Annotated in this window: 19 protein-coding genes and 1 riboswitch; of the genes, 11 read left to right on the top strand and 8 right to left on the bottom strand. The window is 71.1% G+C overall.

Annotated features, from left to right (window positions below; genetic code table 11):
• Positions 1-207 precede the first annotated feature (207 nt).
• Positions 208-1,965 carry a S9 family peptidase gene (locus ABD140_RS04415; protein ID WP_344236946.1) on the top strand — a complete coding sequence of 586 codons (1,758 nt, stop codon included), beginning with the start codon at positions 208-210 and terminating at the stop codon, positions 1,963-1,965.
• 639 nt (positions 1,966-2,604) lie between these two features.
• Here ABD140_RS04415 and ABD140_RS04410 read toward each other — a convergent pair.
• The 4 genes from ABD140_RS04410 to sigJ form a co-directional block, all read right to left on the bottom strand.
• Positions 2,605-3,279 carry a TetR/AcrR family transcriptional regulator gene (locus tag ABD140_RS04410; RefSeq protein ID WP_344236944.1) on the bottom strand — a complete coding sequence of 225 codons (675 nt, stop codon included), beginning with the start codon at positions 3,277-3,279 and terminating at the stop codon, positions 2,605-2,607.
• Positions 3,280-3,652: 373 nt separating this feature from the next.
• Positions 3,653-4,582 carry a serine hydrolase gene (locus ABD140_RS04405; protein WP_344236942.1) on the bottom strand — a complete coding sequence of 310 codons (930 nt, stop codon included), beginning with the start codon at positions 4,580-4,582 and terminating at the stop codon, positions 3,653-3,655.
• Between the two features lie 32 nt (positions 4,583-4,614).
• Complete coding sequence (locus tag ABD140_RS04400; RefSeq protein WP_344236940.1) at positions 4,615-5,373, bottom strand: SDR family oxidoreductase; 759 nt, start codon at positions 5,371-5,373, stop codon at positions 4,615-4,617.
• A 43-nt stretch (positions 5,374-5,416) separates the two neighbouring features.
• A complete protein-coding gene (gene sigJ, locus ABD140_RS04395; RefSeq protein ID WP_344236938.1) occupies positions 5,417-6,271 on the bottom strand; it encodes an RNA polymerase sigma factor SigJ in 855 nt (284 codons plus the stop codon).
• A 199-nt stretch (positions 6,272-6,470) separates the two neighbouring features.
• Here sigJ and ABD140_RS04390 point away from each other — a divergent pair, with 199 nt between their 5' ends.
• Positions 6,471-6,839, top strand: coding sequence for a nuclear transport factor 2 family protein (locus ABD140_RS04390; RefSeq protein ID WP_344236936.1), 369 nt, complete (start codon positions 6,471-6,473; stop codon positions 6,837-6,839).
• Positions 6,840-6,851: 12 nt separating this feature from the next.
• Here ABD140_RS04390 and ABD140_RS04385 read toward each other — a convergent pair whose 3' ends face one another.
• Together ABD140_RS04385 and ABD140_RS04380 are read right to left on the bottom strand one after the other, a co-directional pair.
• A complete protein-coding gene (locus ABD140_RS04385; protein ID WP_344236934.1) occupies positions 6,852-7,943 on the bottom strand; it encodes a fatty acid desaturase family protein in 1,092 nt (363 codons plus the stop codon).
• A 15-nt stretch (positions 7,944-7,958) separates the two neighbouring features.
• Positions 7,959-8,936, bottom strand: coding sequence for a ferredoxin reductase (locus ABD140_RS04380; protein WP_344236932.1), 978 nt, complete (start codon positions 8,934-8,936; stop codon positions 7,959-7,961).
• A gap of 108 nt (positions 8,937-9,044) precedes the next feature.
• Between ABD140_RS04380 and ABD140_RS04375 the strand changes: the two genes are divergently transcribed.
• Complete coding sequence (locus ABD140_RS04375; RefSeq protein ID WP_344236930.1) at positions 9,045-9,725, top strand: Pr6Pr family membrane protein; 681 nt, start codon at positions 9,045-9,047, stop codon at positions 9,723-9,725.
• Positions 9,726-9,729: 4 nt separating this feature from the next.
• Positions 9,730-9,948 (top strand): hypothetical protein, encoded by a 219-nt coding sequence (locus ABD140_RS04370; RefSeq protein WP_344236928.1) that lies wholly within the window; start codon positions 9,730-9,732, stop codon positions 9,946-9,948.
• Positions 9,949-10,002: 54 nt separating this feature from the next.
• Here the strand turns inward: ABD140_RS04370 and ABD140_RS04365 are convergent, their stop codons facing one another.
• Positions 10,003-11,274 carry a lipase family protein gene (locus ABD140_RS04365; RefSeq protein WP_344236926.1) on the bottom strand — a complete coding sequence of 424 codons (1,272 nt, stop codon included), beginning with the start codon at positions 11,272-11,274 and terminating at the stop codon, positions 10,003-10,005.
• A 217-nt stretch (positions 11,275-11,491) separates the two neighbouring features.
• Between ABD140_RS04365 and ABD140_RS04360 the strand changes: the two genes are divergently transcribed.
• The 5 genes from ABD140_RS04360 to ABD140_RS04340 all read left to right on the top strand — a co-directional run bounded on the left by ABD140_RS04360 (position 11,492) and on the right by ABD140_RS04340 (position 16,967).
• Positions 11,492-12,730, top strand: coding sequence for a PucR family transcriptional regulator (locus ABD140_RS04360; RefSeq protein WP_344236924.1), 1,239 nt, complete (start codon positions 11,492-11,494; stop codon positions 12,728-12,730).
• A gap of 10 nt (positions 12,731-12,740) precedes the next feature.
• Complete coding sequence (locus tag ABD140_RS04355) at positions 12,741-13,469, top strand: hypothetical protein (protein ID WP_344236922.1); 729 nt, start codon at positions 12,741-12,743, stop codon at positions 13,467-13,469.
• Between the two features lie 5 nt (positions 13,470-13,474).
• The gene (locus ABD140_RS04350; RefSeq protein WP_344236920.1) at positions 13,475-14,278 is read left to right on the top strand and encodes a PIG-L family deacetylase; all 804 of its coding nucleotides are present in this window, start codon (positions 13,475-13,477) and stop codon (positions 14,276-14,278) included.
• 21 nt (positions 14,279-14,299) lie between these two features.
• A riboswitch (SAM riboswitch) is annotated at positions 14,300-14,414 on the top strand.
• A gap of 45 nt (positions 14,415-14,459) precedes the next feature.
• The gene (locus tag ABD140_RS04345; RefSeq protein WP_344236918.1) at positions 14,460-15,686 is read left to right on the top strand and encodes an aminotransferase class V-fold PLP-dependent enzyme; all 1,227 of its coding nucleotides are present in this window, start codon (positions 14,460-14,462) and stop codon (positions 15,684-15,686) included.
• A 90-nt stretch (positions 15,687-15,776) separates the two neighbouring features.
• Positions 15,777-16,967 carry a hypothetical protein gene (locus ABD140_RS04340; protein WP_344236916.1) on the top strand — a complete coding sequence of 397 codons (1,191 nt, stop codon included), beginning with the start codon at positions 15,777-15,779 and terminating at the stop codon, positions 16,965-16,967.
• On the opposite strand, the gene ABD140_RS04335 is transcribed toward ABD140_RS04340, so the two are convergent.
• Positions 16,964-17,785, bottom strand: coding sequence for a metallophosphoesterase family protein (locus ABD140_RS04335; protein WP_344236914.1), 822 nt, complete (start codon positions 17,783-17,785; stop codon positions 16,964-16,966). The two genes, ABD140_RS04340 and ABD140_RS04335, sit on opposite strands and share 4 nt — an antisense overlap.
• Before the next feature lie 153 nt (positions 17,786-17,938).
• Here ABD140_RS04335 and ABD140_RS04330 point away from each other — a divergent pair, with 153 nt between their 5' ends.
• Positions 17,939-18,667 carry a hypothetical protein gene (locus ABD140_RS04330; RefSeq protein WP_344236912.1) on the top strand — a complete coding sequence of 243 codons (729 nt, stop codon included), beginning with the start codon at positions 17,939-17,941 and terminating at the stop codon, positions 18,665-18,667.
• A 122-nt stretch (positions 18,668-18,789) separates the two neighbouring features.
• Positions 18,790-19,068, top strand: coding sequence for a hypothetical protein (locus tag ABD140_RS04325; RefSeq protein ID WP_344236910.1), 279 nt, complete (start codon positions 18,790-18,792; stop codon positions 19,066-19,068).
• The last annotated feature ends 53 nt before the right edge of the window (positions 19,069-19,121 follow it).

Raw genomic sequence — 19,121 nt, 5'->3', positions numbered from 1 at the left:
GGCGGGACCATGCGGGCTTCGTGAGACGGACCATGCGGGTCTCGTGAGGCGGGATCGCTGCGGCAGGGGGCGGGGCGGTGCGTCCCGCGGGGCGCAGGTGGGGTGGCCGCCGGACGGGGAGGGTGTTTCACGTGGAACAACGGGTGCGGGGGATCAGCCTGTGGCTTAAGGGACGTGGGGCGGGGGTCCGTGGGATAGACATGGAGCATGAGCGACGAGCGGTGGAAGCAGCGGTTTCGGGCGGCGCGGGTGAGTCTGCCGGGGTGGGCCCGGGAGGCGCCGGAGCGGTCGGTCTTCCGGTCCAACGCCAGCGGGACCTGGGAGATCTACACCTGGGACCGGGGGACGGGGGAGCAGCGGCAGGCGACGAGCCGGCCGAACGGGACGCTGATGGGCGGGCTCGACCCGTACGGGCGGGAGCTGTGGTGGTTCGCCGACACCGACGGCGACGAGTTCGGGGTGTGGATGCGCCAGCCGTTCGAGGGCGGGGAGGCGGTGGCCGCGACGCCGCTGGAGCCGTCCTACCCGGCGGGGCTCGCGCTGGGGCGCAGCGGGCGGGTGCTCGTCGGGCGGAGCGGGAAGCACGGCACCTCGGTGCACCTGATCGACCCGGGGCGGGAGCCCGTGACGATCTACGCGCACGCGGAGAACGCCTACCTGGGCGGGCTCTCCCGCGATGAGGAACTGATCGCGGTCGGGCACAGCGAGCACGGCGACAGCAGGCACCCGGCGCTGCGGATCGTGCGCCCGGACGGCTCGACCGTCGCCGAGCTGTGGGACGGGCCCGGCAAGGGCGTGGGGCCGTCCGGTTTCTCCCCCGTCGAGGGCGACCCGCGGCTGCTGGTCGACCACGAGCGGCGCGGCAAGGAGGAGCTCCTCATCTGGAACCCGCTGACCGGCGAGGAGCAGGAGCTGGTCTTCGACCTGCCCGGCGAGGTCGGCGCGAGCTGGTTCCCCGACGGGAGCGCCCTGCTGGTGTCGCACGGTCACGAGGCGCGGGACGAGCTGTTCCGCTACGACCTGGCGACCGGCGAGCTGGCGAGGATCGACACGCCGCGCGGCTGCCTCGGCGGGGCGACCGCCCGCCCGGACGGCACCGTCGAGTACAGCTTCACCTGCGCGGCCGAGCCGCCGGTGATCCGCTCCACGACCGGCGCGGTGGTGCTGACCCCGCCCGGCGAGCCCGCCCCGCCGTCCGTCCCGGTCGAGGACCTGTGGGTCGACGGGCCGGGCGGGCGGATCCACGCGCTGGTCTCCAAGCCCGAAGGAGAGGGCCCGTTCCCGACGGTCTTCGACGTGCACGGCGGCCCCACCGCGCAGGACGTCGACGCCTTCAACCCGGGCACCGCCGCCTGGGTCGACCACGGGTTCGCCGTCGTCCAGGTCAACTACCGCGGCTCCACCGGCTACGGCTCGGCCTGGCGCGACGCCCTGGAGGAGAAGGTCGGCCTCATCGAGCTCGAGGACATCAAGGCCGTCCGCGACAAGGTGGTCGAGACGGGCCTCGCCGACCCGGAGAAGCTGGTCCTGGCGGGCGGCTCCTGGGGCGGCTACCTCACCCTCCTTGGCATCGGCACCCAGCCCGACGACTGGTCCGTCGCCGTCTCGGCGGTCCCCGTCGCCGACTACGTGGCGGCCTACGAGGACGAGATGGAGGCGCTCCAGGCCTTCGACCGCTCCCTGTTCGGCGGCTCCCCCGCGGAGGTCCCCGACAAGTACCGCGAGTCGTCTCCCATCACCTACGTCGACGCGGTGAAGGTCCCCGTCCTGATCCTCGCCGGCGAGAACGACCCGCGCTGCCCCATCCGCCAGATCGACAACTACCTGGCGCGCCTGGCCGACCGCGACATCCCCCACGAGGTCTACCGCTACGACGCGGGCCACGGCTCCCTCGTCGTCGAGGAGCGCATCAAGCAGACCGAAGCCGAGATCACCTTCGCCCGCAAGTCCCTCGGCCTCCTGTGACCGTCCGCCCCGCGGGCACCGGCCCCCCGCGGCGACCGATCGGCCGATCCTGAGCACGGCTTTCGCCGCACCTTCCCCGACGCACGTCCGCCCTGCGCAACCGGCGTCCGCCCTGCGCAACGGGCGTCTGTCCTGCGCAACCAGTGTCCGCCTTGCGTAACCGGCGTCCGCTCTGTGCAACGGGCGTCTGCCCTGCGCAACCGGCGTCCGCCTTGCGCAACGGGCGTCCGTCCTGTGCAACGGGCGTCTGCCCTGTGCAACGGGCGTCCGCCTTGCGCAACGGGCGTCCGCCTTGCGCAACGGGCGTCCGCCTTGCGCAACGGGCGTCTGTCCTGCGCAACGGGCGTCTGTCCTGCGCAACGGGCGTCTGTCCTGCGCAACGGGCGTCCGCCTTGCGCAACGGGCGTCTGTCCTGCGCAACGGGCGTCTGTCCTGCGCAACGGGCGTCCGCCTTGCGCAACGGGCGTCCGCCTTGCGCAACGGGCGTCCGCCTTGCGCAACGGGCGTCCGTCCTGTGCAACCGGTGTCCGCCCTGTGCAACCGATGTCTGTCCTGTGCAACGGGCGGCCGTCCTGTGCGACCGGTGGTGGCCGGGCCTTCGCGGGGCGGGAGGCGGACGGGCTTCGGTCGGGTGGGCGGTCAGGCGCGGACGGTGCGGATGATGTCGACGAGTTCGCGGGTGACGGAGCGGAAGCCGGGGAGGCGGGACATGCCGACCATCTTGTTGACGAGGGGGACGGTGCGGTCGACGAGGAGGTAGGTCTTGCGGCAGCCGGGGGAGCCGTCGTGGACCCAGTACAGGACGAGGCCCATGGAGTAGAGCCAGAGGAGTTCGGGGAGCTCCTGGCGGAAGTCGGGGTCCAGGCGCAGGTCGGTGGAGCCGTCGACGACGGCGCGGTAGAGGGAGACGGCGGCTTCGCGGGCGGGGCCCGACTCGGAGCTGAACGGGCTGAGCGGACTGGTGGGCTCGGCGGCGAGCTTGAAGAACTTCCCGGCGAACGCATGGTACGGGACCATCGTGTCGACCCGGGCGCGCAGGACGCCCAGGAGGCGGCGGGAGAACTCCTTCTCGCGGGCGAGGACCGCTTCGCAGGCGGCGTTGTGCGAGGCCTGGAGCTCGTCGTAGTAGGCCTGGATCAGCTCTTCCTTGGAGCCGAAGTAGTAGTAGGCGTTGCCGACGGAGACCCCGGCCTCCTTGGCGATCGCCCGCATGGTCGTCGCGTCGTAGCCGCGTTCCCGGAACAACCGCAGCGCCGTCTCCACGATCAGTTCCCGGGTCTGCTCCGACCGGCCGACGGCCTTGGGCTCGCTCACTCCTCCACTTTAAGCCGCGCGGCATGCCCGGCGCGGGCCCCGCATCCCTCCGGAACCGAACGCCGTCCCCATTCCAGGCGTCCGCAAAGGGACCAGGACCGCCGGGAGAGCCGCCCTTCTCACCAGCCGCCCGAGCCGGAGCCGCTCACCTCCGGCGGCTCCGGAGGCCTCAGGCCCCGCTGAAGGCCGGAGGCGGGCCGGAGCGGCCCGCGCGGAGGACCTCCCGCCGGACGCGGCGGTCGAAGACGCCGGGTTCGGTGTCGCGCAGGAAGGCCTCGCGGGCCGTGGGGGCGGCGTGTTCGGCGTGGCGGTCCGGCGTGTGGTCCAGGCCGGGCCCCGCGGCCCGGCCGGTTTCCGGCCGGTTCTCCGCCGGTCAGTAGGGGGCGCTGCCGTCGCCGATCTCCGGGGGCATGGGGGTGGGGACGCGGCGGGCGCTGGCCTCGGGGACGAGGGTGGTGTGGACGACGCGGGCGGCGCGTTCGATGGTGGTGATGCCGTAGGCGAGGGTGGGGTTGTCGTGGGTGAGGAAGGCCATCATGTAGTCGCGGCGGGTGTTGCCGAATATCCCCAGGCTGTGGACGCGCCAGCCGTGGGTGGAGCGGGGGAGCCAGCCGTTCTTCACGCGGACGTCCACCTGGGTGGAGGCGCCGGCGGGGGCGCCCCAGCGCTGGCTGGAGATCACCTGGGACATCAGGTTCAGCACGTGGCGGCGGGACTTCGCGGTGAGGACGTCGCCCGGGCGGGTCAGGGCGAGCAGCAGCCGGAGCTGGTCGACGGCGGTGGTGCGGGTGAGGCCCCAGTGGCCGCCGGGGTCGAGGCGGGTGGCGCGCATGCCGACGGCGTTCAGGAAGCGCTGGACGCGGGTGCGGCCGAGCTGCCGGAACAGGACGGTCGTGGCGTTGTTGTCGGAGCGGGTGATGGCCGCGCGGGCGAGGGACCTCTCCCGCGAGGTCAGCTCGCGCTTCTGCTGCTGGGCCGTGCGCAGCAGCGCGGCGACGACGGTGACCTTGATCGTGCTGGCCGAGTCGTAGCGCCGTCCCGAGCCGTAGTAGCAGCCGATCTTCCGCTCCCGGTCGTACAGGGCGAACGACATGGTGCCGGAACGGCCCTGGACGGCCCTGCGCAGCCGCGTCTCCAGCCGTTCGGCGGCCTCGGGGGAGTCGTCCGAGACGCAGTTGACCGGCCACGTGCGGGGCTTGGCGGCGGACACCGCCGCCGGTTCGGCGATGAGGAAGCCCGCCACCAGGACCCCTGAGACGGTCCCGGCGGCGGCGGTACGGCTGATGGCGCGGAACACGGGCATCCGCCTCTCCCACGGCAGTCGAGATGATCACTCTACGATCGCCGCGCCGAAGACTGAAGCCGCTCGGCGAGGAATTCCGTCCAGGTCCGGCTGCCGCCCGGCTCGGACGCCAGGTGCAGCCCCTCCCGGAATGCCCGGCCGACCCTGCCGGGGATCCGTACCGGCAGCAGGGCGCGCCGCTTCCCGGTGACGTCCAGGTAGGCGCGGGCCATGTGCCGCGCGTCGAGCACCTCCGGACCGCCCAGATCGGGGGCGCGCCCGCCGGGCGTGTCGAGGGTGAGCCCGGCGAGCCGCGCGGCGACCTCCTCCACGGCGACGGGCTGGCAGGAGGTGCCCGTCGGCGCGAGGAGGGCGGGTCCGCGGCTCATGAGGTCGAAGAAGGAGGCGACGAAGTCGTGGAACTGGGTGGCGCGCAGGATCGTGTACGGACGCCCGGAGCCCTCGATCAGCCGTTCCGCGGCGAGCTTGGTCCGGTAGTAGGCGTAGGGGTGCCGGTCGATGCCGACGATCGAGACGTAGACGAGGCGGGCGTCCGGCCGCGCGGCCTCCAGCAGCGCCCGCGTCTGCACGAGGTCCGCGCCCTTCTTGAACGGGTCGCTGGCCAGGTGCACGATCGTGTCGGCCTCGCCCAGCACGGCGGGCCCCGTCGCGAGGTCCCCCACGTGCCAGGTGACGCCGTCGTCCTCGCGCGGCCTGCGGCTGAGCCCGTGGACGTCGGCGCCCTCGCGCACCAGCTCCCGCACCAGGGGGGTGCCCAGGGTTCCGGACGCGCCGGTCACGACGATCATCATGTTCTCCTCTCGGCGGCTTGCTGAGAGGAGAACCGGACAGTCCTCAGGAATGTGACAGCCGACGGCCCAGCAAGCGAAGTTTCTCGGGATTCATCACCGTCCACAGCCCGGTGATGCCTTCGGCGCCGAACTCGACGACCGTGACCGTGAAGAGCTCCCCGTCCCGCAGGGCGGCCAGCGCGAACTCCCCGTTGAGCCCGGTGAAGACGAACTCCGCGCCTTCCAGCCGCCGCAGGATCCCCCGGAGGTACCGCAGCACCTTCTCCCGCCCGGTGATCGGCCGCAGCGCCGCCCGCACCCGTCCGCCGCCGTCCGCCCAGGCGGTGACGTCGGCGGCGAAGAACGAGGTCAGCCCGGCCATGTTCCCTTCGAGCGCCGCCTCCAGGAACCGCTCCACGAGCCGCTGCTGCTCCTCGGCCGAAGGCGTGAACCGCGCACGGTCCCCCAGCCGCCGCCGCGCCCGGCTGTGCAGCTGCCGCGCGTTGGCGTCCGTGAGGTCGAGGAACCCCGCGATCTCCTGGTGCGAGTACCCGAACGCCTCTTTGAGCACGAACACTGCGCGCTCCGCCGACGTGAGCCGCTCCATCAGCGTCAGCAGCGCGTAGGAGACGGTGTCCCGCAGCTCCACGGGGTCATCGTCGGTGAAGACGGGTTCGGGCAGCCACGGCCCGGTGTACGCCTCCCGCCGCACCCGCGCGGAGCCCAGCTCGTTCAGGCAGAGGTTGCTCACCACCTTGGTGAGCCACGCCTCGGGGTTCGCGACGTCCACGGCCCGGGCCCACCGGAAGTACGCGTCCTGGACGAGGTCCTCGGCGTCCTGCCGCGACCCGAGCATCCGGTAGGCGAGCGCGGTCAGCCGGGGCCGCTGCAGCTCGAACACCTCGTCGGCATCGTCCACGCCGCTCACCCTAATACGGTCTGACACGGCGGCGACGGCCCCACCCGAGGCGGTACCGTCGCCGCGGGCGGCCGGTGTGTCCGTCGCTCATCGCGGGAACCCGGGTGGACGGATGTCAAGAACGCTCCGCCCGCTCCGACCTCTCTGTGAGGGGCCCGCGGCGGCGCCCGAAGAGGACATCCGAAGCGGAGGAGCGGACATGTCGCGCAACACCGAGACCGTCAACGCCTACCTGGACGGTTTCCGGAGGAACGATCACGAGCGGATCCTGTCGTGCCTGACCGACGACATCGAGTGGACGGTCTTCGGCGCCTTCCACCTGACCGGTAAGGACGCCTACGACCGGGCCATCGACGGCCCGCCCGGCCTCATCGACCCGCCCCGCCTGGAGGTCGTGCGCATGGTCGAGCAGGACGACGTCGTCATGGCGGAGCTCACCGGGACGGTGCGGCGGGCCGAGGGCGGGGAGATGCGCATGTCCATGGCGGAGGTGTTCGTCATGCGCGACGGCAAGATCGCCGAGCGCCGCGCCTGGGTGGTCGAGCTGAAGGAGAACGACCACCGCTGAGGCGCGGGGCGGTCAGGGGAGGGAGAGGCGGATGATCTTCTTCCAGGTGGAGGTGATCTGGCGGGGGAGGGTGTCGGTGTTGTAGGGGAGGTCGTACTTCTCGCAGAGGGCGCGGACGCGGGGGGCGACCTCGGCGTAGCGGTTGCTGGGCAGGTCGGGGTAGACGTGGTGCTCGATCTGGTGGCTGAGGTTGCCGGTGGCCAGGTGCATGAGGGGGCCGCCGGAGATGTTGGCGGAGCCGAGGATCTGGCGGACGTACCACTCGCCCTTCGTCTCGGTCTTCAGGCGGCTGGGCGGGAAGACCTCGGCGCCGTCGGGGAAGTGGCCGCAGAAGATGACCAGGTTGGACCAGACGTTGCGGACGATGTTGGCGGTGAGGTTCGCGGCGAGGACGGGCAGGGCGGCGCCGGTCGGCAGGGCCAGCAGGGGGAAGGCCACGTAGTCCTTCAGGACCTGCCTGCGCACCTTGCGGCCGATGGCCCTGAGCTGGGCGCGGGTCTCCGAGCGGGGCTTGCTGCCGTTGCGGACGTTCTCGATCTCCAGGTCGTGCAGCGCGACGCCGTACTCGAAGAACATCGCCAGCAGGGCGGCGTAGACGGGCTGGCCCAGGCGCCAGGGCGACCAGCGCTGCTCGGGCGTCATGCGCAGGACGGCGTAGCCGAGGTCGCGGTCCTTGCCGAGGATGTTGGTGTAGGTGTGGTGGACGTAGTTGTGGGAGTGCTTCCACTGCTCGGCGGGCGAGGTGTTGTCCCACTCCCAGGTGGTGGAGTGGATCTTCGGGTCGCGCATCCAGTCCCACTGGCCGTGCATGACGTTGTGCCCGATCTCCATGTTCTCCAGGATCTTGGACGCCGACAGCGCGGCCGTCCCGGCGATCCAGGCGGGCGGGAACCAGCCGGCGAACAGGATGGCGCGGCCGCTGAGCTCCAGGCCGCGCTGCAGCTTGATGACGTTGCGGATGTAGCGGGCGTCCTTCTCCCCGCGGGAGGCCAGCAGCTCCTCGCGGATCGCCTCCAGCTCGGCGCCGATGGCCTCGATGTCCTCGGGGGTGAGGTGGGCGGTGGACGGGGTGAGCGGACGGGTGGGCAGGGTGGCGGTGCTCATGGCGTCGTCCTTTCGTCAGAGGTCGATGTCGCAGGGACCGGCGGGGGCGGAGACGCACGTCTGCACGAGGTCGCCCGGATCGCCGTGGACCTGCCCGTTGCGCAGGTCGCGGACCTTGCCCGAGGTGAGCTTCCCGACGCAGCTGAAGCAGATCCCCATGCGGCAGCCGCTGGGCAGCAGCGCCCCGGCTGCCTCTCCGGCGTCGAGGATCGGTCCAGAGGTCTCGGCGGTGACGCCGCTGCGGGTGAAGGTGACCTCGCCACCCTCCCCGACGACCGTTGAGACGAGCCGGAACCGCTCGGTCTTGACGGACGGGAAGTGCTCCTCGAGCGCCCGCAGCATCTCCTCGGGGCCGCAGGCGTAGATCTGGCGCTCGTCCAGGTCGGGGACGAGCGCTTCGAGCATGGACGGCTCCAGCCGTCCTTCCTTGCGGGTGTGCCGTTCGATGAACCGGAGGCCGTCCATGCGGCGCAGCTCCGGCCCGAAGATGACGGACGGCTTCGACGGCGCGCTGTGGACGAGCACCGCGTCGCGCACTCCTGCGCGGAGCATGGCCATCACGGGGGTGATGCCGCTGCCGGCCGTCACGAACAGCGGCCTGCCCTGCTCGGGCGGCAGGACGAAGTCGCCTTCGGGCTCGCCCAGGGCCACGATCGTGCCGGGCCGGGTGCGGTGGACCAGGTGGTCCGACACCAGCCCCTGGGCCTTCACGGTGATCTGCAGGGTGCCGGGCCCGCCGGAGAGGGAGTAGCTGCGCCAGTGCCGCACTCCGTCGATGTCGACGCCGACGCGCATCCACTGGCCGGGCCGGTGCTCCCGCAGGCCGATGCCGGGCCGGACGGTCAGGGTGGCGGTGTCGGCGGTCTCCCGCCGGACGGCCGTGATCCTGCCGTGCGGCTCGCTGGTCGACCACAGGGGGTTGACCAGGCTCAGGTAGTCCTCGGGCAGCAGCGGGGTGGTGAGGGTGGACAGGACGCGGGTCAGGACGGTCATCGAAGCCTCCCAGAAACTTACGCTTACGTAACCGTAACCACGACTCCGGCGGATCCGTCACCCCCGCGGCCTGTGCGTTCTCTCACAGCCCGTCCCTAGACTGGCGCGATGCACAAGCGCCTTCCCGCGGCGGTCTTCTGGTCCCTGCTGGCGGTCCTGGTCGTGCTGGGGGAGACGGCCAGCCTCATCGCCCACGGGCAGAAGGACCAGGTCGTCTATTTCACGAACCAGAGCAACGTCTACCTGGGGATCGTCGCGGCCCTCGCCGGATGGCGGCTATGGAGTGGAAGACGAGAGTTGCCCGCTCCCGTACTCACCTCGGCCATATTGTTCATCTGCATCACCGGGCTCGTTTACAACGTCGTCCTGGCGCCCACCGCCGGGCCCAAGCACGGATACGCCGCCTTCAGCAACGCCGTTCTGCACGTCGCGACCCCTCTTCTGGGGCTGCTGGGCTGGCTGGTGTTCACCAGGCACGGGTCCCTGCGCTACGTTCACGCGCTTCTCTGGCTCATCTACCCGCTGGGGTACTTCGCCTTCGCGATCGTCCGTGGGCTCTTCGTCACATCCGGGGCACTGCGCTACCCGTATCCGTTCCTGGACGTGGTGGAACTCGGCTACGCCGGGGTGGCGGTGAACGCTGTCACCTACGCCACACTGTTCTTCCTCCTCGGCGCGATCCTCGTGACAGCGGACCGGCTGCTCGGCAGGATCGGGAGTCCGGTCCCTGGCGGATCGGGACATGCGGACACTAACGTTCCCTGCGTTACCCCGATGCCGAAGAGGTGAAGAAATGCGCAGGCTCGCTCTCTCCGTTGCCGCGCTCGCGGTGGTCGCGAGCGGCCTCACCGCCTGCTCCGACAAGTCGGACCGCTGGTGCGAACATGACGCCACCGACACCGTCGTGGCCAACAGCTTCTGCGAGAAGAACACTCCGGGCTACGAGTGGGAGGACGACTCCTCCGGCAAGAAGAAGAAGAAAAAGACGACCTCCAAGAAGGTGCACAAGTAGGCGATGGCCCCCGCCTCGTCGCGCGCGAGGCGGGGGCCGTGGACGCGGCGCCCGTCAGAGGAGCGGGCAGTTGCCGATCATCAACTTGCCGGCGAACCGGTCGGCGATCCAGTCGGTGACGTCCTTCTTGGCCATGCCGTCGGTCAGCAGGTGCTCACCGGCGTAGCTGTTCTTGAACCTGGTGGGGATGCCCGCCTTGCAGTACAGCCGCCGCGTCTCCTCCTGGGTCTCCACCGGGATGATCTCCTCCAGCGCGCCCCGGTACTGGAACGTCGGGAAGTCGATCTTCCACTTGGCGCCGGACCAGCGGCCGCCGATGCCGACGCCCAGCTTCTGCTCCTCGACCGCCTGGCCCCACGAGAGGCCGGCGGCGTCCTTCAGCTGGTAGAGCTGGTCGAGGGTGTACTTCTGGGTGGTGAAGCTCTCGACCTTCTTGCCGAGGAACGCGCCGAGCGTGCCGAACAGGCAGTTCTCCTTGACGTCCTGGACGGCCTTGCGGCCCGTGTCGTTCATCAGCTCGTCGAACGGGAGCGTCGGGTAGGCCTCGTGCAGGCCGACGACCGCGTCGGCGAGGAAGCCGGCGAAGGGGCCGCCGTTCAGCTTCGCCGCGGTCATCTTCAGGTCGCCCGGCACACCGCCCGCCGCGGCGCCGACGACCTTCAGCTCGGGCGCGTAGGAGGAGGCGACCTGCGCCGCCCACAGCGAGGCGGCGCCGCCCTCGGAGTAGCCGGAGACGGCGACCTGGCCCTGCGCGTCCAGCGTGCCGCCGGGGATCTGCCGCGAGGCGCGGACGATGTCCAGCAGGGAGTGCCCGGCGTTCTGGCCGATCATGTACGTGTGGACGCCGCCGTCGGTGTAGCCCATGCCGTCGGTGGCGGCCACGGCGAAACCGGCCTTGAGGAACTCGGCGATCTGGTCGCCCTCGTAGGCGTCCTGGTAGGCGCCGGTCATCTGCTTGGAGAAGGCGCACTGAGGGCCCGATCCGAGCGTGCCTGGGTTGAACGCGACGGTCGGTCGGCGCGCGCTCTTGGTCCAGGCGGCGGTGGGGATCGCCACGAAGCCCGTCACCGGCACCTTCTTCCCCCGCAGGTCGGAGGAGACGTAACGCACCTGGTATGCCTTCATCGGGATCTTGCCGGGCACGTGCGGCAGCGTCACCTCGCGACAGGCGAGGAGCTCGCCGTTCGCTCCGGAGAGCGGCGCGGCGGGAGCGAAGATGTCGCCTTCGGAGGCGGTGCATCCGGCCGGGGCCGCGGCGGACGAACCCGGTGCCACCAGCGCGGACGCGGCCACCACGGCGGCGGCCAGAAGGGAGAGACGTTTCATGCGGACACTCCATGGGGGGTGGGAACCTGCCAAGGAATGTCCGTCAGGCGGTGGACGGAAGGTATGCGGACAGGGGAGAAAAACTCTCGCCCGCCTCGTTGCCGGATGAGTGGAACCGCTGGTGGCGGGGTGTTTATCAATTTCTGACAAAGCGCTGGATCCGCGGCATCATGACGCTGAGTTGCCCCTCGGCCACAGCGGTTCTACCGTCGCGAGCGTGACGCTGACGGAGAACCACGAGCTGGTGGCCGAACCCTGGCGGAACCTGCCCAGGGAGGAGGCCGAATGGATACGCCCGCACCTTCCGGACCTGCTCGAGATGATGGTCCAGGGCGTGCAGCGCCATGTCCCGGAGTACGCCCGGCCCGGCGACGCCGTCTACGAGGCGATCGTGACGCAGGCGGTCGAGTACGCGATCAACCATTTCGTGGCGATGATCGCCGACCCTGAGGTCTCCTGGAAGGACGTCCACCAGGTCTATTTCGACGTCGGCTACGGCGAGGCCGTCGAAGGACGGAGCCTGGAGCACCTGCAGAACGCGATGCGGGTGACCTCTCGGATCGCCTGGCGCCATCTGGCGGTGGAGGCCGAGCGGCTCGGCAAGTCCCACACGCTCGTCAGGCTGCTCGCCGAGGCGAACTTCGCCTTCCTCGACGAGCTCGCCTCGGCCGCCGCGCACGGCTACGCCAGGGCGCGAGAGAAGGCGGCCGGCGAACGGGAGCAGCGCCGGGGGCGGCTGCTCAGCCTGCTGCTCGTCGATCCACCGGCGGCTCCCGAGGTGCTCAGGGAGCAGTCGGCGCTGGCCGGGTGGCCGCTGCCGCAGCGCCTCGCGGTGGTCGTGCTGCTGCCCCGCCAGGGCGGCGAGGGCCCGGCCGGGCTGCCGCCGCACCTGCTGAGCGGGCACGAGCAGGGCGTCCTCTGCCTGGTGGTGCCCGATCCCGACGGCCCCGGACGCGTGGACGAGCTGGCGGCCAACCTCGCCGGCTGGACCGGCGCGATGGGCCCGTCCGTGTCGGCCGACCGGGCCGGGACGTCGCTGCGGTGGGCGCGCAGCACCCTGGAGCTCATCACGTCCGGGGTGGTCGCGGGCCGCGCCACCCGCAAAGCCGGTTTCCTCGTCCGGGCCGAGGACCACTTCCCCGAGCTGCTGCTGCAGGAGGGCCGCGAACTGGCCTCACTGGTGGCCGCGCGCCGGTTCGCCCCGCTGGCCGAGGCGGGGGAGAAGCAGGGGCTGCGGCTGGCCGTCACCCTGCTGGAGTGCCTGAAGAACGGCTTCAACGCCACCGGCGCCGCCGCCGGGCTGTGCGTGCATCCGCAGACCGTCCGGTACCGGCTGGGGCAGCTGCAGGAGGTCCTCGGCTTCGACTTCGAGGACCCCGAGGTCAGGCTGGAGCTGATGCTGCTGCTGCAGATGTGGATCAGAGAGGTGGGGAAGGGCGGAGAAATCAGCGTTTAGACTCCCCGGCATGCGTACCGTCGCCCCCCTCGTCCTGGCGGTGCTCGCCACCGCTCTGTCCGTTCCGGCGCCCGCCCACGCGGCGGGACCGCTGACCGTCCGTGCCGGGAAGGCGTACGGGAACCCCGTCATCGTGCCCGGCAAGAAGACGAAGGTGCAGGTGAAGGTCGCCGTCACCGGCACGCGGATCACCGATGTCGATGTCACCCTCGAACGGGTGGGAGGCGGCGGGTTCGCCCTGGTCAGCGATCTGAAGCGGGTCTCGGGGACCGCGGGGGACGGCGTCTGGCGGGGAACGGCCGAGCTCGACAAGGGCGACTGGGGCGGCCGCTACACGCTGGAGGTCGCCGCCACGGACGGGACCTCCAAGGACGCCTACTACAAGTTCCAGTCCAGGGCGTTCAAGAACGCGTTGACGGTCCGCCGCGCCGCCAGGCTGAACGTGGCGGCCACGCCCGGCACCGTCCGCAAGGGCGCGAAGATCAAGGTCCAGGGCCGGTTGACGGCACTGGGGAAGAAGGGCGAGTTCGCGCCTCTGAAGCGGCAGGCGATCGAGATCTGGTTCAAGCCCAAGGGGAAGAAGAAAGGCGTCCGGATAGCGGTCGTCAAGACCAACGCGAAGGGCCGCTACTCGCGTCTGTTCACCGCGAAGAAGGACGGCACCGTCGCGGCCAGGTACAAGGGCACCGAGGTGTGGCAGAAGAAGGTGACGGGTTGGAAGCCGATCGACGTACGCTGAAGCCCATGCTGACGTTGATGGCCGTACACGCCCACCCGGACGACGAAGTGATCAGTACCGGCGGGGTGCTCGCCAAGGCCGCCGCCGCCGGGATCCGCACGGTGCTGGTGACCTGCACCAACGGCGAGCAGGGCGACGCCCCGGGCGGGGTGAAGCCGGGAGAGCCGGGCCACGACCCCGCGGAGGTCCGCGCCCTGCGGCTCGGGGAGCTGGAGAAGTCCGCGGAGCTGCTCGGCATCGAGCATGTGGAACTGCTGGGCTACGCCGATTCCGGAATGGAGGGCTGGGAGGCGAACAAGGCCGCGGACTCCTTCGCCAACGTCGATTTCGACACGGCCGTGGGCAGGCTCGCGGAACTGATGGAGAAGTACCGGCCGCAGGTGGTCGTCACCTATGACGAGAACGGCGGCTACGGGCACCCCGACCACATCCAGGCGCACCGGATCGCGGTCGCGGCCACCGAGAGGACCGGTATCCCGGACAAGCTCTACTACACGGCCGTCCCCCAGTCGGGTTTCCAGGCGATGTTCGACTACCTCGAGTCCAGCGGCCTGGCCGAGGAGATGGGCATGACGGAGCCGCTGGACTTCGGCGTCTCCGACGAGGTCATCACCACGACGGTCGACGTCGCGGAGTACGCGGACACCAAGGTCAAGGCGCTGCAGGCGCACGCCAGCCAGACCGACAGCATCTTCCTGCTGATGCTTCCCGAGGAGGCGAAGCCGCTGGTCTTCGGCGCGGAGTCGTTCATCCGGGTCCGCGGAGAAGGCCCGGAAAAAGAGGACGATCTGTTCACCGGTCTCCGCTGAGACTTGCTATATTCGCCCCCAGGTCATGAGTGCCAGCGTCAAGCCCCGGCTTGCTGGCCGCCAACCCTCCTTCCGCGGCGGGGTGGTCCGGGTGACGACCCGGCCGGGCGCGAAGGGTGTCCGGCAAGCGCGGATCCCACCTGACACGGTCCGGGGTCCCCGGAACCCTGGAGGCTGGGTCATGTCCGTTCTCACCTGCATTCCGAAGGTCGTCGGCGCTGACAGCCCGGTGCCCGTGCCGACGGGTCTCCTGCCGTACGCGAACTTCGACTACGCCGCTTCGGCGCCGTGTCTGGAGAGCGTGCAGGAGGCCGTCACACGGGCGCTTCCGTACTACAGCAGCGTGCACCGGGGCGCCGGATACGCCTCGCAGGTCACGACACGGGCCTACGAGGAGGCGCGGGAGAGCGTCCGCGCGTTCCTCGGCGGACCGCAGGCCGTCGTCTTCACCCGCAACACCACCGACTCGTTCAACCTGCTGGCGCGGGCGCTTCCCGCTCCGACGTCCGTGGTGGTGTTCGAGTCCGAGCACCACGCCACGCAGCTGCCGTGGCGTGGTGCCGTGCGGCTGCCCGTCCCGGCGAGTCCGATCGAGGCGCTGCGGGCGGCCGACGCGGCGTTGAAGGCCTGCCCGCAGGGGCCGCGCCTGCTCGTCGTCACGGCGGCTTCGAACGTGACGGGTGAGTTGTGGCCCGTCCACGAGCTCGCCGACGTGGCGCACCGCAACGGCGCGCGGATCGCCGTGGACGCCGCCCAGCTCGCCCCGCACCGTCCGCTGGACGCGAGCGACCTCGACTACGTCGCCCTGTCGGGCCACAAGCTGTACGCCCCGTTCGGCGCGGGCGTCCTCGCCGGCCGTGCGGACTGGCTGCGGGCCGCGGACCCGTACCTGAAGGGCGGCGGGGCGAGCCGGAAGGTCGGCTCGGGAGGCCGCGTCGAATGGGCCTCGGACGCCGAGCAGCGCCACGAGGCGGGGACGCCGAACGTGCTCGGAGCGATCGCCCTGGCCGCCGCCTGCACGGCGCTCACCGGCTGGGATGACCTGGTCGCCGAGGAGGAGCGGCTGCTCGGCAGGCTTCGCGCCGGCCTCGCGGAGCTTCCGGAGGTGCGCGAACTGTCGTTGTGGGGGGCCGACCACCCGCGTGTCGGCATCGTCTCCTTCACCGTGGCCGGGCATCCTGCGCGTTCCGTGGCGGAGTACCTCTCGAACGAGCACGGCATCGGCGTCCGTGACGGGAAATTCTGCGCGCATCCGCTCGTCCGCCACCTCGTCGGAGGCACCGGAAGGGCGGAGGGCTGCACCGACCCGGACGCCACCGCGGTGCGGGCGAGCATCGGCCTCGGCACCACGGACGAACACGTCGACCGGCTCATCGCGGCATTGCGAGCGCTCACAGAACAGACCTGAAGTCGACCTTGCCCGCGCCCGTCCGCCGTACCACTATGAGACGGCATGAGCAGCGCTTGATCACGGATGTTCCGAGAGCGGGGTGGGCCGGTGCGTGCCGAAGTGAACGTCGAGTGGCCCGAAGAACCGCTGCCCGCCCTCGGCGATCCGGAGGGGCTGCCCCCGGAGCGGCTGATGGGCGAGCTCGCCTCGTTGTGGCCGCTGCTCTCGGAGAGCGTCATGCGGACGGGGCCCGGCTTCCTGTGGCCGGGCTCGCTGCGCTGGGGGCCGGATCAGGGCTGGCAGATCCTGTGCGTTCCGCCGTACGGGATGGGGGAGGAGCCCGTCCCGGAGACGCCCGGCGCGCGGGCGCGTGACGTCTGGTCGGTGATCTGCGGGCTCGTCAAGCTCGCCGTCGGACGCGCGCCGCGCGATCTCACGGACACCCTGATGCTGCTGGAACTGCACGCGGGACGGGCTCCGCACGGCTTGGACGCGGTGGTGCGCGCGCTGCTGGCGGGCAACGATCCGGGCGGCGTGGTGGCGGCGGTGACCCGCCCGTGGGACGAGGGCGTCTCGGTACAGCTCGCCGCCGAGACCGCGGTGGGGTCGCGGAAGGCCAAAGGCGACCCCGAGTGGGACAACGAGGACGCGTTCACCGCCGTCCGCAGTGTGGACGACGTGGTCGCGCTGGCCGTCTGCGACGGGGTGACGGGGCCCGGGGACGGGTCGGGGGCCCGCGCGGCACGGGCGGCCGTCACCGCGCTGCAGGAGTACTTCACCACCGGGTACGACCTGGAAGAGGCACTGGACGCGGCGGAGGCGGCCGTGGTCGGCCAGGGCAGGGGAGCCTCCACGGCCCTGCTCGCGGCGATCCGCCCGGACGGGAGGACGGCGCTGCTGTCGGTGGGGGACAGCCCGGCGTGGCTGGTGCGGATGCTGCCGTTCGGCGGGCGGACGGCCTTCCGCCTCAACCCCGACCAGACGGTGCTCGCCGAGTCCCTGCTCACCGACCCTTCGGCGACGATGGGCGGCTCCATCCTGCTGGGCAACCTCGGCGGGTACGCCGACCAGCCCTTCCTCGCGGAGCTGCAGACGGTGCCCGGCGACATGCTCGTGCTGCTCAGCGACGGCGCGGCCCTCGGCGAGGAGGACTGGTTCGCCGGCGACCTCGTGGATCTGGCGGGCCTGCACCAGTCGGCCGCGGCGCTGGCCGCCGCGCTGGTCGGCAGGGCCGAGCGCCTCGGCGGCCTGGACAACGCCACCGCCCTGGTCGCCGAGATCCGTCCTGCGGGCCGTTAGAGCACGACCCGAGGCAGCTGCGGGGGCTTCGGACGCTTCTTCCACTCCCGGGGGTAGCCGAGCGAGACCTCCTCGAAGCGCACGCCGTCGTAGCGGGTCTCGCGCGGGATGTGCAGGTGCCCGTAGATCATCGCCTTGACGTTGAAGCGGCGGTGCCAGTCGGCGGTGGCCGTCGTCCCGCACCACTGCGCGAACTCCGGGTACCACAGGACGTCCGTGGGGTCGCGGACCAGCGGGTAGTGGTTGACCAGGACGAGCGGGACGTCCGTGTCGCAGGCGGCCAGCCGCCGCTCGGTGAGCGCCACGCGGGCCGCGCACCACGCCTCGCGGCTCGGGTACGGGTCGGGGTGCAGCAGCCGCTCGTCGGTGCAGACGACGCCCGTCTCCATCGCGTACGCGAGCCCTTCCTCCCGGGTCGTGCAGCCGGGAGGCAGGAAGGAGTAGTCGTACAGGAGGAAGAGGGGCGCGATGCGGACGGGCCCTCCCTCCCCCTCCCACAGCGGGTACGGGTCTTCGGGGGTGAGCACTCCCAGCCGTCTGCACAGCTCGACGAGGTGCTCATAACGCGCCACTCCGCGCAGGCCGTCCGCGCCGTCCCGGACCGTCCACAGCTCGTGGTTGCCGGGGACCCAGACGACCCGCGCGAACCTCTCCGCCAGGAGGGAGAGCGCCCATTCGATGTCCGAGACCTTGTCGGCCACGTCCCCGGCGACGATCAGCCAGTCGTCCGGCGTCGTCGGCGTCAGTTTCGCGGTGATCTCCCGGTTCTCCTTGTAGGAGACGTGGAGGTCGCTCACCGCCAGCAGCTTCGGCGTCACCCGTCCATGATGCGGCACGGTGCCCGCTTCCCCAACGGAAGGGGGCCTCCGGGAGAAAAAGTCGATCTCTGTGTCAGGTGATCCAACTTCGCGGCGGCCGTGGCGCTTGAGTCGGGAAACGAAAGTTCCCCGCTGCAGATGCTGGAGTCACCGATGAAGCGCGAAACCGGGTGCGCACTGGTCCTGGCCGCCGTGATCGCCGTCCCGCTGGGCGCCGTCCCCGCGCAGGCCGAGCCCGCGGCGGAGCGCCGCGCCCCGTCCATCCGCGTCACGCCGAGCCCCGCGCTGATCCGCGCCGATCGCGCCACCTGGCTCGACGTCTCCCTGGACTTCGAAGGACCGCGCGACTTCTTCGACGACACCGTGCTGGTGGAGATGAAGGCCAACCGCGGCATCGGCTACAACTACCTCAACCTCACCGACCCCGAGAACGACGGGGTGTGGACCGGCCGCGTCAAGTTCGACGCCTTCAACGCGGTGCCCGGGACCTGGCGGGTGGAGTCGTCGGCGATCGACGAGGCGACCGGGGACAACGTCGAGGGGCCGACCGGGACGTTCTCCTTCCGGGCCGCCACCCGGCTCGCCCTGTCGGTCAAGCCCAAGGCCGTGCGCAAGGGCGGGAAGCTGAAGGTCGGCGGAGGGCTCCAGGGCGTGGCGGTGGCCGGCGGCTACGAGGGGCTCGCCCGGCGGCCGGTGCAGATCTACTACCGGCCCGCGGGCAAGGCGAAGTGGACGCTGGCGGCCAAGGTGCGGACCAACGGCTCGGGCCGGTTCACCAAGGTCTTCCGGCCGAAGAAGAGCGGTGCGCTGCGGCTGGTGTGGCCGGGCAACGGGAGCCACGCACCCGCGAAGTCCAAGATCATAAGCTTCCGGGTGAGGTGACCGGCTCCGGGTCTTCTCTGGGTTTGCGTCGATTTGGTGGGTGGCCTGGCTTACGGGGAGCGGGCGTCGGGCACGCCTAGGGCACATCCAAGATCGATGAAGGGGTTCGTAGCATGCTCAAAATGATGCACCAGAAGGGTGTCACCTCGCAGATGCTCTTCACCGCGGGATTCGCGTCGATCGGGCTGTCTTTCGCATCCTGGATGCTGTCCAAGAAGGCGGAGGCCGCGGGGATCGATCGGGCCGACCGCTGGGGGATCTTCATCGGGGAGTGGGCGCCGACCTTCTTCGCGCTGGGTACCGCCATGCGGATGGAGGAGCACTGGCGCGGCACGGACGTGGAGGAGATGTACGAGCAGCGGGAGACCATGCGCACCGGCAGCGCCATGCCGGTCGGCTGATCCCGGCCGCCAGGCGCGCGGCCCCGTCCCGGTGCGACCGGGACGGGGCCCTC

This window comes from Actinocorallia libanotica, from assembly GCF_039525175.1.
Classification (GTDB): Bacteria; Actinomycetota; Actinomycetes; order Streptosporangiales; family Streptosporangiaceae; genus Actinocorallia; species Actinocorallia libanotica.
This window is presented reverse-complemented; position numbering and strand designations above follow the sequence as displayed.

Coding starts and splice junctions, on each gene's coding strand:
- ABD140_RS04325 (WP_344236910.1), top strand. CDS start 18,790: ATGATGCACCAGAAGGGTGTCACCTCGCAGATGCTCTTCACCGCGGGA.
- ABD140_RS04350 (WP_344236920.1), top strand. CDS start 13,475: ATGCTGACGTTGATGGCCGTACACGCCCACCCGGACGACGAAGTGATC.
- ABD140_RS04345 (WP_344236918.1), top strand. CDS start 14,460: ATGTCCGTTCTCACCTGCATTCCGAAGGTCGTCGGCGCTGACAGCCCG.
- ABD140_RS04405 (WP_344236942.1), bottom strand. CDS start 4,582: ATGCCCGTGTTCCGCGCCATCAGCCGTACCGCCGCCGCCGGGACCGTC.
- ABD140_RS04385 (WP_344236934.1), bottom strand. CDS start 7,943: ATGAGCACCGCCACCCTGCCCACCCGTCCGCTCACCCCGTCCACCGCC.
- ABD140_RS04370 (WP_344236928.1), top strand. CDS start 9,730: ATGCGCAGGCTCGCTCTCTCCGTTGCCGCGCTCGCGGTGGTCGCGAGC.
- ABD140_RS04390 (WP_344236936.1), top strand. CDS start 6,471: ATGTCGCGCAACACCGAGACCGTCAACGCCTACCTGGACGGTTTCCGG.
- ABD140_RS04415 (WP_344236946.1), top strand. CDS start 208: ATGAGCGACGAGCGGTGGAAGCAGCGGTTTCGGGCGGCGCGGGTGAGT.
- ABD140_RS04400 (WP_344236940.1), bottom strand. CDS start 5,373: ATGATGATCGTCGTGACCGGCGCGTCCGGAACCCTGGGCACCCCCCTG.
- ABD140_RS04375 (WP_344236930.1), top strand. CDS start 9,045: ATGCACAAGCGCCTTCCCGCGGCGGTCTTCTGGTCCCTGCTGGCGGTC.
- ABD140_RS04355 (WP_344236922.1), top strand. CDS start 12,741: ATGCGTACCGTCGCCCCCCTCGTCCTGGCGGTGCTCGCCACCGCTCTG.
- ABD140_RS04330 (WP_344236912.1), top strand. CDS start 17,939: ATGAAGCGCGAAACCGGGTGCGCACTGGTCCTGGCCGCCGTGATCGCC.
- ABD140_RS04380 (WP_344236932.1), bottom strand. CDS start 8,936: ATGACCGTCCTGACCCGCGTCCTGTCCACCCTCACCACCCCGCTGCTG.
- ABD140_RS04365 (WP_344236926.1), bottom strand. CDS start 11,274: ATGAAACGTCTCTCCCTTCTGGCCGCCGCCGTGGTGGCCGCGTCCGCG.